The organism is Isoptericola sp. NPDC057559 (assembly GCF_042801555.1).
In the GTDB taxonomy this organism is placed as follows: Bacteria; Actinomycetota; Actinomycetes; order Actinomycetales; family Cellulomonadaceae; genus Isoptericola.
This window is the reverse complement of the sequence record NZ_JBHVFQ010000001.1, coordinates 282,541-295,142: the sequence shown is the minus strand read 5'-3', so window position 1 is coordinate 295,142 and position 12,602 is coordinate 282,541. Positions and strand designations below refer to the sequence as shown.

The window sequence follows — 12,602 nt, the reverse complement described above, 5'->3', positions numbered from 1 at the left end:
TGCCGACACGGTGGACGGAGGGGCGCATGACCGGGGCAGCCATCGCGAGAGACGTGGTCGTGCGGAGCGCGGACCGGCCGGGCGACCTCGGGTGGGTGGTGCAGACGCACGGCGAGGTGTACCACCGCCAGCTCGGCTGGGAGACCGGGTTCGAGGCGCTCGTCGCGCGGATCGTGGCCGACTTCGCGGGGTCGCACGACCCGCGCCGCGAGGCCGGGTGGATCGCGGAGGCCGACGGCGAGCGGGTGGGCTGCGTCTTCCTCGTCGCCGATCCCGAGCCCCGGGTGGCTCGGCTGCGCATCCTGCTGGTCACCCCGGAGGCACGGGGCCTCGGCGTGGGCACCCGGCTCGTGGCCGAGTGCCTGCGCTTCGCGCGCGACGCCGGCTACGAGCGCGTGGACCTGTGGACCAACGACGTGCTTGCCTCCGCGCGCCGCATCTACGCGGCTGCCGGGTTCGCGCTGGTGGACGAGCAGCCGCACCACAGCTTCGGCCATGACCTCGTCGGCCAGACCTGGTCGCTCCCTCTGACCTGAGCCGACCGGCCTGGGCCGGGTCACGACCGCCGACGGAGCGCGGGGTCGTCCTCGTGCGCCTCGAGCGCGGCGATCAGGGTGCGCGCGTCGTGCGGTCCGCGGTGCCGGACGCCGTCCAGGTAGAACGTCGGGGTGCCGCGCGCGCCGGACGCGATCGCGCTCGCCTCGTCCGCCCGGACGCGGGCGTGCAGGGTCTCGTCGACCATGTCGGCGTCGAACCGCTCGAGGTCGAGGCCGAGCTCCGCCGCGTGCTCGCGCAGGTCGCCGGGCTCCAGGCGCGACTGGTGCGTGAACAGCTGGTCGTGCATCTCCCAGAACCGCCCCTGCCGCTCGGCGGCCTCGGCCGCGACGGCGGCGAGGTAGGCGTGCGGGTGCACGTCCTCCAGCGGCAGGTGCCGCACGACGTACCGCACCCGGTCGCCGAAGTGCGCGCGCAGCTCGGCGCCCATGCCGGTGGCGCGGGCGCAGAACGGGCACTCGAAGTCGAGGTACTCGACGACGGTGTGCGCGGCGTCGGCGTCGCCCTTCGCGTGGTCGCGCTCGGGGTCGACGACGGGGGTGAGGGCGACGGGCAGGTCCGCGCTCGCCTCGCCGTACCGGACGCGCGCGACGGTGAAGATCGCCCACCCGAGCAGGGTGGACAGCACCATCGCGATGAGGATGCCGACGGTCGCGGCCTGCCCGGCGGGCGTGCCGTCGAACGCGAGGTCCACGACCAGCAGCGACACGGTGAAGCCGATGCCGGACAGGGCCGCGCCGCCCAGCACGCTGCCCGGGCCGACGCCGTCGGGCAGCCGGCCGAGGCCGGCGCGGATCGCGCCCCACGTGCCGATGCCGATGCCCACCAGCTTGCCCACGACGAGGCCGGCCACCACACCCCACGTGATCACCGAGCCGAGCGCGGCGCCCAGGGCGCCGCCGCGCAGGTCGATGCCCGCGTTGGCGAGGGCGAACAGCGGCACGACGACGAGGGACACGGGGCCGCGCAGCACGTCGTGCAGGCGGTGGTTGACCGAGATGGACCGGGCGAGGCCCGCGCGGGCGTTGCGGGCGACGGCGGCGCTGGGCGACTGCCAGTAGTCGCGGAACAGGCTCTTGGCCTGGAGCACGTCGTCGCGCCGCGTCGCGACGGCGGGCACGAGGAGGCCCGCGAGCATGCCCGCGATCGAGGGGTGGACGCCGGCCTGGACGGTGGCGCCCCACAGCACCACGACGACCAGCACGTAGGGCGAGCTGCGCCACTCGCGCATCCGGCCCAGCAGCCACAGGGCTCCCAGGCTGAGCGCCGCGACGACGAGCGGGGCGACGCGCACGTCCTCGGAGTAGACGACGCCGATGATGCCGACGGCGAGGAAGTCGTCCACCACGGACAGGGTGAGCAGGAAGACGCGCAGCTGGCTCGACATCGCCGGCCCGACGAGCGCGAGCGCCCCCAGCAGGAACGCGGTGTCGGTGCCGACCACGACCCCCCAGCCGTGCGGGTCGGCGTTGCCGGCGACGGCGAGGAAGATCAGCGCCGGCACGATCACGCCGAGGGTGCCCGCGACGAGCGGCACGAGGCGCTGGCTGCGCTGCCGCAGGGAGCCGATCGCGAGCTCCTGGCGCACCTCGAGGCCGACGACGAAGAAGAACAGCACCATGAGGCCGTCGTTGACCCAGTGGTGCAGGTCCATGTCGAAGCGCAGGTCGCCGATGTCGACGTGGATCGGCAGCGCCCAGAGCTGCTCGTACGCGCCCGACAGCGGCGAGTTCGCCCACACCAGGGCGAGCAGCGTGACGCCCACCAGCAGCAGGGCGGCGCCCGACTCGGTGCGCAGCCGTTCGGCCAGCGCGCGTACCGCCATGCGTGTCTCCCGTCCGTGGTGGGTGCGGGTCCGCGAGGAGCGTACGACGCTCCCGGCCCGCCGGCCGCTGGGGGAACATCCGTGCGGGCCGCGGGTGTTCCCGGGGGCGAGGCGGGAGTGCGCGGAGGGGAACCGGGAATGTTCGACCCCCCGCCCGGGTTGTGGACCACGGAAGTTGAGAATCGTTCTCATCCCGACCAGGCACGAGGAGCAGCCGGATGGCATCCCGCACGGACCTGCGCCCGATCATCACCCTCCGCTCGACGGCGGGGACGGGCTTCGCGTACGTGACCCGCAAGAACCGGCGCAACGACCCCGACCGTGTCGTGCTGCGCAAGTACGACCCCGTGGCCCGCCGCCACGTCGACTTCAGGGAGGCACGCTGATGAAGAGCACCATCCACCCCACCTACGGACCCGTCGTCTTCCGCGACACCAGCGCCGGCACCGCGTTCCTTACGCGCTCGACGCTGGCGGGCGACGCCGCCTCCGGCCCCGGCCGCCCCGCCCGCACGATCGAGTGGGAGGACGGCCGCACCTACCCCGTGGTCGACGTCGAGATCTCGAGCGCCAGCCACCCGTTCTGGACGGGCGCCGCGCGCGTGGTCGACACCGCCGGCCGCGTGGAGAAGTTCCGCCGCCGCTACGGGCAGCGCTGACCGCACGACCTGCAGGGCCCGCGGCACGACACATGCCGCGGGCCCTGTCGTGTGCGCGGGTCTGGTCACCGCACCGCGTCGCTGATATGTTCCATCTATTAGATATATATAAACGAGGAAGCGGGAGTGCATGGACCACGCAGGCCCACCGATGCTGGACGACGGCGTCCTGGAGGAGGTGACCGCCCGCGTCGCCGCGGCGTTCGACCACCGCACGGGCGTCGTCTTCGCCGACGCGATGCGACGGACGCTCGACGACGCGGTGCTCCTCGAGCCCGACGGCACCGGGTTCGTGCTCACCGGGGACATCCCGGCGATGTGGCTCCGAGACTCCGCGGCCCAGATGCGCCCCTACCTGGCGCTGCTCGGCCTGGACCCCCGGCTGGGGGACGTCGTCGCGGCCCTGGTGCGACGGCAGAGCCGCCAGATCCTCCAGGACCCGTACGCCAACGCGTTCAACCGCGGCCCCGACGGCGCCGGCCACCAGAGCGACGACACCGACATGGCGCCGGAGGTCTGGGAGCGCAAGTACGAGGTCGACTCGCTGGCCTACCCGCTGCAGCTCGCGCACCAGCTGTGGCAGGCCACCGGGCGCACCGACCACCTCGACGGCGCGTTCCGCGACGCCGCCGCGCTGGTCGTCGCGACCCTGCGGACCGAGCAGGACCACGCCGCCCGCTCGTCGTACCGGTTCCAACGGTTCGACGGCGCTCCCACGGACACGCTCACGCACGGCGGCCACGGGTCGCCGGTCGGCGTCACCGGGATGACGTGGAGCGCGTTCCGGCCCAGCGACGACGCGTGCGTCCACCACTACAACGTGCCCGGGAACCTCTTCGCCGCCGCGTCGCTGCGCGACCTCGCCGAGCTCGCCCGCGGCCCCCTCCCGGACCCGGACCTCGCGGCCGACGCCGACGCCCTCGCGGCCGAGCTCGACGACGCGACCCGGCGGCACGGGGTCGTGGACCACCCCCGGCACGGGCCGGTGCTCGCCTACGAGGTGGACGGCCTCGGGCACCACCTGCTGATGGACGACGCCAACATGCCGAGCCTGCTCTCGCTGCCGCTCACCGGCGGGATCGCCCTCGACGACCCGCTCTACGTCGCGACGCGGCGCTTCGTCCTCAGCGAGGACAACCCGACCTACACCCGCGGCACGACCGGCGACGGTCTGGCCAGTCCGCACACCCCCGACCGCTACGTGTGGCCCCTCGCGGCCGCCGTCCGCGGGCTCACCTCGACGGACCCCGCCCGGAAGCGCGCCGTCGTCGCGGACCTGCTCGCCGTGAACGCGGAGCGCGGGCGGATGTGCGAGTCGTACCACGTGGACCGTCCCGAGCAGTTCACCCGGGAGTGGTTCAGCTGGGCGGACTCGATGTTCTGCGAGCTCGTGCTCGACGTCATCGGGTACCACGTCCCCGGGGCACCCGGGGCGGAAGTGTTCAGGCACGCCGCATAGGCGGACGTGCGGATCGGCGAAGGAGGCGATCTGAACCATGACGGTGACGACGGCGGCAACGGCGCCGCCGGGGAACCGGGAGGCGTCCGCGCCCCCGCCCCAGGCATCGCGAGGACCCTCGCGGCAATGGCGGATCCAGGAGCGGTGGGGGTGGCTGTTCGTCGCCCTGCCCATGCTCCTGTTCGCCGTCTTCGTGCTCGTCCCGGCGGGCATGGCGCTCGTCATGAGCTTCACGAGCTACTCGGTCATCGGTGACTCGCAGTGGCTCGGGCTCGACAACTACCGGCGGCTCCTCCTCGACCCGTACTTCGCCATCGCGCTGCGGAACACGGCCTACTACACCCTGCTGTTCGTGCCGCTCGGCATCGTCGTCGCGCTCGCGACCGCGCTGCTGCTCAACCGGAACGTGCGGGTCGCGTCCCTGTTCCGCACGTTCTTCTACGTGCCGGTCGTCTCCTCTACGGTCGCGACGGCGACGATCTGGTACTGGATGCTCAACCCGCAGTTCGGGATGATCAACGTGGCCCTCGGCTGGTTCGGCATCGACGGGCCCGCCTGGCTGTACGACTCGGCGTGGGCCATGCCGGCGATCGTCATGATGAGCGTCTGGGCCGGCTTCGGCACCAACATGATGATCTATCTCGGCGGGCTCCAGGGCATCCCCCCGCAGCTCTACGAGGCGGCGCGCATCGACGGCGCCGGGTGGTGGCAGCAGCTGCGGTACGTCGTGATGCCGAGCCTGTCGCGCACCACGTTCCTGGTCTCGACGCTGCTGGTCATCGGGGCGTTCCAGGTCTTCGACCAGGCCTACGTGCTCACCAAGGGCGGCCCCGGCAACTCGACGATCACGCTCGTCTACTACATCTACACGCAGGGCTTCGGGAACCTCGAGATGGGCTACGCGTCCGCCATCTCCTTCGTGCTGTTCCTGATCATCGCCGTCTTCGCGGTGATCAACGCCCGCGTCACGGGGAAGGACAACACGTGAGCGCCCAGGCCGTCCCCCTCCAGCACAGCCGCCGCACCCCCGCCCAGCACGTGTCCGTCGCCCTGTGGTGGGTGGCCGTGGTGGTTGTCGCGATCCTCACGGTCTTCCCGCTCCTGTGGACGCTCGTCACGTCGCTCAAGCCCGCCGGGGACATCCTCTCCGGGGCGCTGGACCTGATCCCGCGGACCGTGACCCTCGAGAACTACCAGCGGGTGGTCACGGAGGTGCCGTTCGGGCGGTACTTCCTCAACTCGATGGTCCTCGCCGTCGGCGGCGTGGTGCTCAACCTGTTCTTCGGCTCCCTCGCCGGGTACGCGTTCGCCAAGCTGAAGTTCCGTGGGCGCCGGGCGCTGTTCGTCACGCTGCTGGGGTCCCTCATGGTGCCCGGCATCGTGACGATGGTGCCCTCGTTCCTGGTGCTGCGGGCCATCCCGTTCGCCGGCGGGAACAACGTCCTCGGCCAGGGCGGCGTCGGCCTCCTCAACACGTACTGGGCGATCATCCTGCCCGGCGCCGCGGGCGCGTTCGCGGTGTTCTTCATGCGGCAGTTCTTCTCGTCGATCCCCGACGAGCTCGGCGAGGCCGCACGGATCGACGGCGCGTCGGAGTTCCGGATCTTCGCCCAGGTGTACCTCCCGCTGGCGAAGGCGGGCGCCGCCGTGCTGGCCATCCTCACCTTCCAGGCCGGCTGGAACGCCTTCATGTGGCCGCTCATCGTGCTCAACGTCCAGGAGATGTGGACGGTCCAGGTGGGGCTCGCGTCGTTCGTCACGGACTACGCGACCGACTACGGCCCGCTCATGGCCGGCACCGTGATCACGAGCCTGCCGGTGCTGCTCCTGTTCGTCTTCGCCCAGCGCTACATCATCGAGGGGGTCTCCCATGTCAACGCTCGTTAGCCGCCGCGCCGTGCTGCGGGCGCTCGGCCTGGGTGCCGGCGCCGCCGCCCTGTCCTCCTGCGCCGCGCCGAACCGGCCGCGGTACACGGCGGACGGGGCGCGCCGCCTCACCATGTGGGGCAGCTGGTCCGGCGACCAGGCCACGCAGATCCAGACCCAGCTCGACGCGTTCAACGCCGCCCAGCAGGACTTCGCCTTCCACTACGTGCCGCAGGGCGCGCTCGAGGAGAAGATGCTCACGGGCATCGCGTCGGGGAACGTGCCCGACCTCGTGCTGTGGGACCGGTGGCAGACCGCCAAGTACGGGCGCCGCGGGGCGCTGCAGCAGATCGACGCGTGGGCCGCGCGCGACGGCGTGGACCTCGGTGACTTCTACGCCGAGGCGGTGCGCGAGATGAGCGTGGGGGAGCAGGCGTTCGGCCTGCCCCTGATCGTCGACACCCGCGCGATCTTCTACAACAAGGCGCACCTGGACGAGGCCGGCATCGCGCCGCCGACGACCTGGGCCGAGCTGGCCGACGCCGCGGAGGCCCTGACGGTCCGCAAGGGCGGGCGGCTCGAGCGCGCCGGGTTCGAGATCCAGGACGTGGGCCTGTTCTCGATGTGGCTGGGCCAGGCCGGCGGGCGGCTGCTCGACCCGACGGAGCGCTACACCGCGTTCGACTCCCCGCAGGGGCTCGAGGTCCTGGACTTCTGGGACGACCTGCTGCACGAGCGCCGCGTCTACGAGCTCGGCTTCTCCGACGGCATCGACGCCTTCGCGCAGGGCGCCGTGTCGATGAAGTACGACGGCCCGTGGAACTTCCCGACGTGGGACGCCGTCGACGGGCTCGAGTACGGCGTCGTGCCCGCCGTCGTCGGGCCCCGGGGCGACACCGGCGCGTCCATGGGCGGCTTCGGGCTCGTCGTCCCCACCGACGCGCCCTGCCCCGAGGGGGCGTGGGAGCTCATGAAGTGGTGGGCCGTGGACCAGGAGAACAGCCTCGCGTTCTCGAAGATCAGCAAGAACATCCCCGCGAACGTCGAGGCGTCGAGGCGCGCGGTGGACGCGGTGGACGACCGGTTCCGCCCGATGGTGAAGACCATCGAGGTCGCGAAGGTCCGTCCGCCGGTCCCCGGCTACTCGGACGTCGAGACGCTCGCCCTCATCCCCGCCCTGCAGCAGGTGATGTCCGGCGACCTGGGCGGCAGCGCCGCCCTCGCCGACGCCGCCGCCCAGGGCGACCGCATCCTGGAGGCCAACCGATGACGACCACGACCACCGGCGACACGGCGGTGCGCACCTGGGCGCGGCGCGCCGACGTCGCCCAGCACAGCGTCGACCTGCTCTACGGGGCGCCGTCGCCGCAGCTGCTGCACAACGCGCACCCGGAGCCCACCGACGACACGTTCAACTACTGGTGGCTCGCGCACGTGGTCGACTGCCGGCTGGACGCCTTCGCCCGCACGGGCGACGAGGCCTGGCTGGACGCCGCGCGCGCGACGGCGGCCAACATCCGTGAGCGCAACGGCGGCAGCCTGTTCAACGACTACTTCGACGACATGCTCTGGTACGCGCTGGCCCTGCTGCGGCTGGTCGAGGCGACCTCCGACGAGGCCGAGCAGGCCGCCGTCGAGTCGGACGTGCTGGCGCTGTGGGAGCACGTCGTGGAGCTCGGGTGGAACGACACGCACGGCCCGTCGCTGTCGTGGCGCAAGCAGCAGCCGGACTACAAGAACACCCCCGCCAACGGGCCGTTGGCGATCCTCGGCGCGAGGCTGGCGCGGCGCACGGGCGACGGGCGCTACCTGGACCGCGCCCTGGCGACGGTCGCGTGGCTCGAGGAGCACCTGGTCGGGCCGGACGGCTTCGTCGAGGACGGGCTCGGGCGCGAGGGCGGCACGGACGTCGACACGCACTGGCGCTTCACCTACAACCAGGGCTTGTACATCGGTGCCTGCACCGAGCTGTACAGGTCCACGGGGGACGCGGCGTGGCTCGACAAGGCGGAGCGGACGGCGCTGACGTCGGTGCGCGAGCTCGCCACGGGCGGGGTGTTCCGCCGGGAGGGGGAGCTGGTCGACGACGACGTGCCGGACACGGCGGGCGGCGACGTCGGCCTCTTCAAGGGGGTCTGGTACCGCTACGCGGCGGCGCTGCTCGAGGAGCGCGCCGTCCCCGCGGTCGACGACCTGCTCGCGTCGAGCGCCCAGGCGCTGTGGGCGCACGGCACGGTGCCCGTCGACGACGTCCGGGCGGCCGACGGGGCCCCGCCGGCCGCCGTCGAGGCCCTGCGGGGAGCGGGCGTCGTGCTCCGGCCCGGCGACGACTGGGCGCGCCCGGCGCCGTCCCAGGTCGGCTACTCGACCCTGCTGAGCGCCGTCATGGCGCTGGAGATGCGCGCCCGGCGTGCCTGACCGGCTACGAGCCCGCCGGGCGGGGGGCGTCGGCGGTCGACCCGCCCGGCAGGATCCGCACGGGCACCGTGTCCTGCGAGACGTCGCCCCGCTCGGCGAGCTGACGCCCGACCAGCTCGAAGGCGCGCGCGCCGATCGCGGCCTGGTCCTGCTCCACGTGCGTGAGCGGGACCGCGGCGTCCACGTACTCCGGCGGGGCGTCGAAGCAGATCACGGAGAGGTCGTCCGGCACGGCCCGGCCGAGGCGCTCGGCGGCCTGCAGGACCAGGCGCGCCGAGTGGTACTCGGTCACGACGCACCCGGTGAGGTCGGGCCGCGCCCCGAGGAACGCGACCAGACCGTCGACGTCGTCCTCGGGCGTGACGGCGGAGCCCGGCACCACCGACCGGACGCCGGAGTACACCTGGGACTCCTCCAGCCGCACCTGGTGCGCGGCGTGCGCGGCCACCACCCCGCGCCGTCGTTCGTCGAGGGTCGACACCGCGTTGGGGGACTGGACGAGGGCGATCCGGGTGTGACCGAGCCCGAACAGGTACTCCGCCGCCAGCCGCCCGCCGGCGACGTTGTCGGAGGTCACCGTGCTCACCGGCACGCCGGTGAGGGTGCGGTCGACGATGACGATGGGGAAGCCGCGGCCGACGAGCGTCGCGACGCTCTGCGGGATGGCCTGGGACGACGTCGGCAGCAGGACGAGCCCGTCGATGCCGCGGTCCAGCTGCTCCTGGATGAGGCGCTCCTCCAGGTCGGAGTCCCCGCGCGACATCGCCACCACGACGTGCGCGCGCTCGCTCGACGCGTCGAGGAGCCCGCCGAGCAGGTGCGAGCCGAAGGCGTCGTCGAACCCCGGCACGATGTAGCCGACCAGCGGCAGGTGGTCGGCGGCGGCGTGGGCCGGCCCGCCCGTCGGGGTCGTCGAGACGACGATCGTGCCGATGCGCGGGCGTCGGGTCACGAAGCCCTCGTCCCGCAGGATGTCGAGCGCGCGCTTGATGGTGATCGCGCTGACCGAGAACTGCTCGACGAGCTCGGCCTGCGTCGGGAGGCGGTCGCCCACGCCGAGCTCGCCGTCGAGGATGCGGGCGCGCAGCGCGTCGTGCACCTGGGCATACAGCGCCTCGGTCAAGCCAGCTCCCGTCATCGGACCGGTCGAACAGCAGAATGAATATGATCTCTGATCCTGGTCCATTGTGGGGCACCGCAGGACGCAGGAACCCGAACTTCCCGACGGCGGGTCGGCCCCGCGAGGAGGCGCGACGATGCGCATCGAACGGTTCGTGACCGAGTACGGCGCTCCCGAGGCGGGGATCGGCACGGCCACCCCGCGGCTGTCCTGGACGCGCTCGGGCGGCGCGGGGGAGCAGACCGCCGTCGAGCTGCGGCTCCGGACCTCCGACGGCGGCACCGGGACGGCCCGCCTGGGCGGCCCCGAGCAGGTGCTCGTGGCGTGGCCGTTCCGGCCGCTGCGCTCGCGGGAGCGCGTGCAGGTCCAGGTGCGCGTCGAGGCGGGCGGCGCCTGGTCCCCCTGGAGCGACCCCCTCGCGATCGAGGCGGGCCTGCTCGCGCCCGACGACGTCGTGGCACGCCTCGTCAGCCCGCGCGACGTCGGTGGGCTCGACGGCGGGGCGGTCGTGCTGGCGCGCGACCTCGAGCTCGACGGCGACGTCGTCGACGCCCGCCTGTACGTCACCGCGCACGGCGTGTACGACGCGTGGGTCGGCGGCCGTCGCGTCGGCGACCACCACCTCGACCCGGGGTGGACGGCCTACGACGCGCGGCTGCGGTACCAGACCTTCGACGTCACCGAGCACCTGCGGGGGCGCCGCTCGACCCGGCTCGCGGTGGGGCTGGGCAACGGCTGGTACCGCGGGCAGCTCACGTGGACGCTGCAGCGCGACTCGTACGGCGACCGGCTCGCGCTGCTCGCCCAGCTCGAGATCACCTACGCCGACGGCCGCCGGGCGACCGTCGCCACCGACGGGTCCTGGCGCGCCGGGACCACCGGCGTCCTCGCCGACGACCTGTACGCGGGCCAGGCCACCGACCTGCGGCTGCCCCTCGTGCCCGACGCCGCGGCCGACGGCCCGGTGGACGTGCTCGACACGGACCCCGGCCGGCTGGTCGCGCCCACCGGCCCGCCGGTGCGCGAGGTCGAGACCGTCCCCGCGCGCGCGGTGCTCGCCTCGCCGAGCGGCGCCCAGCTCGTCGACTTCGGACAGAACGTGGTCGGGTGGACGCGCCTGCGCGTGGACGGAGCGCGCGGCGACGTCGTCACCGTGCGGCACGCCGAGGTGCTGGAGCGCGGCGAGCTGGGCGTGCGCCCGCTGCGTGCGGCGACGGCCACGGACACCTACGTGCTCGCCGGCGGGGAGCAGGTGCTCGAGCCGCGGTACACGTTCCACGGCTTCCGGTACGCCGAGGTCACCGGCGCCGAGGTGACACCGGCGGACGCGGACGCGGTGGTCGTGAGCTCCGACCTGCGCCGCACCGGCTGGTTCGAGTGCTCCGAGCCGGACGTCAACCGGCTGCACGAGAACGTCGTCCGGGGCATGCGCGGCAACTTCCTCGACGTGCCCACGGACTGCCCGCAGCGCGACGAGCGCCTCGGCTGGACCGGCGACATCCAGGTCTTCGCCCCGACCGCGTCCTTCCTGTTCGACGTGGGCGGGTTCCTCGGCTCCTGGTTGCAGGACCTCGCGGCGGAGCAGCGCCCCGACGGCGGCGTGCCCTACGTCGTGCCGGACGTCGTGGGCGAGCTGCGCGGACCCGGCCCGGACGGCGGCGTGCAGACGCCGGCCGCCGGCTGGGCGGACGCCGCCGTGCACGTGCCGTGGACGCTGTACGAGCGCTACGGCGACGTGGGCGTGCTGGAGCGCCAGTACGACTCCATGCGGGCGTGGGTGGAGAAGGAGCGCGCGCTCGCGGGCGAGTCCCTGGTGTGGGACACGGGGTTCCAGTTCGGCGACTGGCTGGACCCGGACGCCCCGCCGGACGACTCGGCCGCGGTGAAGGCCGACCCCGCCGTCGTCGCCACGGCGTACCTCGCGCGCAGCTCCCACCTCTTGGCGCGCGCGGCGGAGGTGCTCGGCCGCGAGGCCGACGCGGAGCGGTACGCGCGGCTGTCCGACGACGTCGGGCGGGCCTTCCGCGCGGCGTACGTGGACGCCGACGGCACGGTCCGCAGCGACTGCCAGACCGTGTACGCCCTCGCGCTCGCCTGGGACCTGCTCGACACCGACGCGCGGCGGCGCGGCGCCGGCGAGCGGCTGGCGACCCTGGTCCGGGAGGCCGGCTTCCACGTGAGCACCGGGTTCCTCGGCACGCCGGTGGTCCTCGACGCGCTGTGCGTGGCCGGCCACCCCGACCTCGCGCACGAGATGCTCCTCACGCGCACCGTGCCCTCGTGGCTGTACCCCGTCACGATGGGCGCCACGACGATCTGGGAGCGCTGGGACTCGATGCTGCCCGACGGGACCATCAACCCCAGCACCATGACGTCGTTCAACCACTACGCGTACGGCGCGGTGGCGGACTGGCTGCACCGCAGCGTCGCCGGCATCGCCCCCGCCGCGCCCGGCTACCGGGAGATCCGGGTGCGGCCGCTGGTGACCGGACACCTCACCAGCGCGTCGGCCCGGCTGGACAGCCCGTACGGGCCGGTCCGGGTCGCGTGGCGGCTGGACGGCGGCCGGTTCGAGCTGGACCTCGACGTGCCGCCCGGGACGGTCGCCCACCTCGACCTGCCGCTCGACGGCCCCGTCCGTACCGTCGGGCCCGGCACGCACCACGTGGCCGGCGACCGGGTGCCGCGGTCCTGACCGGTC

General features: G+C 73.4%; 11 protein-coding genes. 9 read left to right on the top strand and 2 right to left on the bottom strand.

The window, feature by feature from the left end; all coding sequences use genetic code 11:
- Positions 1–26 precede the first annotated feature (26 nt).
- Positions 27–536 (top strand): GNAT family N-acetyltransferase, encoded by a 510-nt coding sequence (locus tag ACFU5J_RS01305; protein ID WP_430577551.1) that lies wholly within the window; start codon positions 27–29, stop codon positions 534–536.
- A 20-nt stretch (positions 537–556) separates the two neighbouring features.
- On the opposite strand, the gene nhaA is transcribed toward ACFU5J_RS01305, so the two are convergent.
- On the bottom strand, positions 557–2,380 hold the full coding sequence (gene nhaA / locus ACFU5J_RS01300) for a Na+/H+ antiporter NhaA (RefSeq protein ID WP_430577550.1): 1,824 nt from the start codon (positions 2,378–2,380) through the stop codon (positions 557–559).
- A gap of 218 nt (positions 2,381–2,598) precedes the next feature.
- Between nhaA and rpmG the strand changes: the two genes are divergently transcribed.
- The 7 genes from rpmG (at position 2,599) to ACFU5J_RS01265 (ending at position 8,781) form a co-directional block, all read left to right on the top strand.
- Positions 2,599–2,766 (top strand): 50S ribosomal protein L33, encoded by a 168-nt coding sequence (rpmG, locus tag ACFU5J_RS01295; RefSeq protein WP_430577549.1) that lies wholly within the window; start codon positions 2,599–2,601, stop codon positions 2,764–2,766.
- On the top strand, positions 2,766–3,038 hold the full coding sequence (locus ACFU5J_RS01290) for a type B 50S ribosomal protein L31 (RefSeq protein ID WP_430573497.1): 273 nt from the start codon (positions 2,766–2,768) through the stop codon (positions 3,036–3,038). The genes rpmG and ACFU5J_RS01290 overlap by 1 nt, the downstream gene beginning before the upstream one ends.
- A gap of 130 nt (positions 3,039–3,168) precedes the next feature.
- Positions 3,169–4,497, top strand: a complete 1,329-nt coding sequence (locus tag ACFU5J_RS01285) for a glycoside hydrolase family 125 protein (protein ID WP_430577548.1) — start codon at positions 3,169–3,171, stop codon at positions 4,495–4,497.
- Positions 4,498–4,534: 37 nt separating this feature from the next.
- Positions 4,535–5,485: a carbohydrate ABC transporter permease gene (locus ACFU5J_RS01280; protein WP_430573495.1), complete on the top strand. Its 951-nt coding sequence runs from the start codon at positions 4,535–4,537 to the stop codon at positions 5,483–5,485.
- On the top strand, positions 5,482–6,384 hold the full coding sequence (locus tag ACFU5J_RS01275; RefSeq protein ID WP_430573494.1) for a carbohydrate ABC transporter permease: 903 nt from the start codon (positions 5,482–5,484) through the stop codon (positions 6,382–6,384). The genes ACFU5J_RS01280 and ACFU5J_RS01275 overlap by 4 nt, the downstream gene beginning before the upstream one ends.
- Positions 6,368–7,633 carry an ABC transporter substrate-binding protein gene (locus ACFU5J_RS01270; RefSeq protein WP_430577547.1) on the top strand — a complete coding sequence of 422 codons (1,266 nt, stop codon included), beginning with the start codon at positions 6,368–6,370 and terminating at the stop codon, positions 7,631–7,633. Before ACFU5J_RS01275 ends, ACFU5J_RS01270 begins: the two co-directional genes overlap by 17 nt.
- On the top strand, positions 7,630–8,781 hold the full coding sequence (locus ACFU5J_RS01265; protein WP_430577546.1) for a glycoside hydrolase family 76 protein: 1,152 nt from the start codon (positions 7,630–7,632) through the stop codon (positions 8,779–8,781). Before ACFU5J_RS01270 ends, ACFU5J_RS01265 begins: the two co-directional genes overlap by 4 nt.
- Before the next feature lie 4 nt (positions 8,782–8,785).
- On the opposite strand, the gene ACFU5J_RS01260 is transcribed toward ACFU5J_RS01265, so the two are convergent.
- The gene (locus ACFU5J_RS01260; RefSeq protein ID WP_430577545.1) at positions 8,786–9,904 is read right to left on the bottom strand and encodes a GntR family transcriptional regulator; all 1,119 of its coding nucleotides are present in this window, start codon (positions 9,902–9,904) and stop codon (positions 8,786–8,788) included.
- A gap of 133 nt (positions 9,905–10,037) precedes the next feature.
- Between ACFU5J_RS01260 and ACFU5J_RS01255 the strand changes: the two genes are divergently transcribed.
- A complete protein-coding gene (locus tag ACFU5J_RS01255) occupies positions 10,038–12,596 on the top strand; it encodes a family 78 glycoside hydrolase catalytic domain (protein ID WP_430577544.1) in 2,559 nt (852 codons plus the stop codon).
- Positions 12,597–12,602 lie beyond the last annotated feature (6 nt).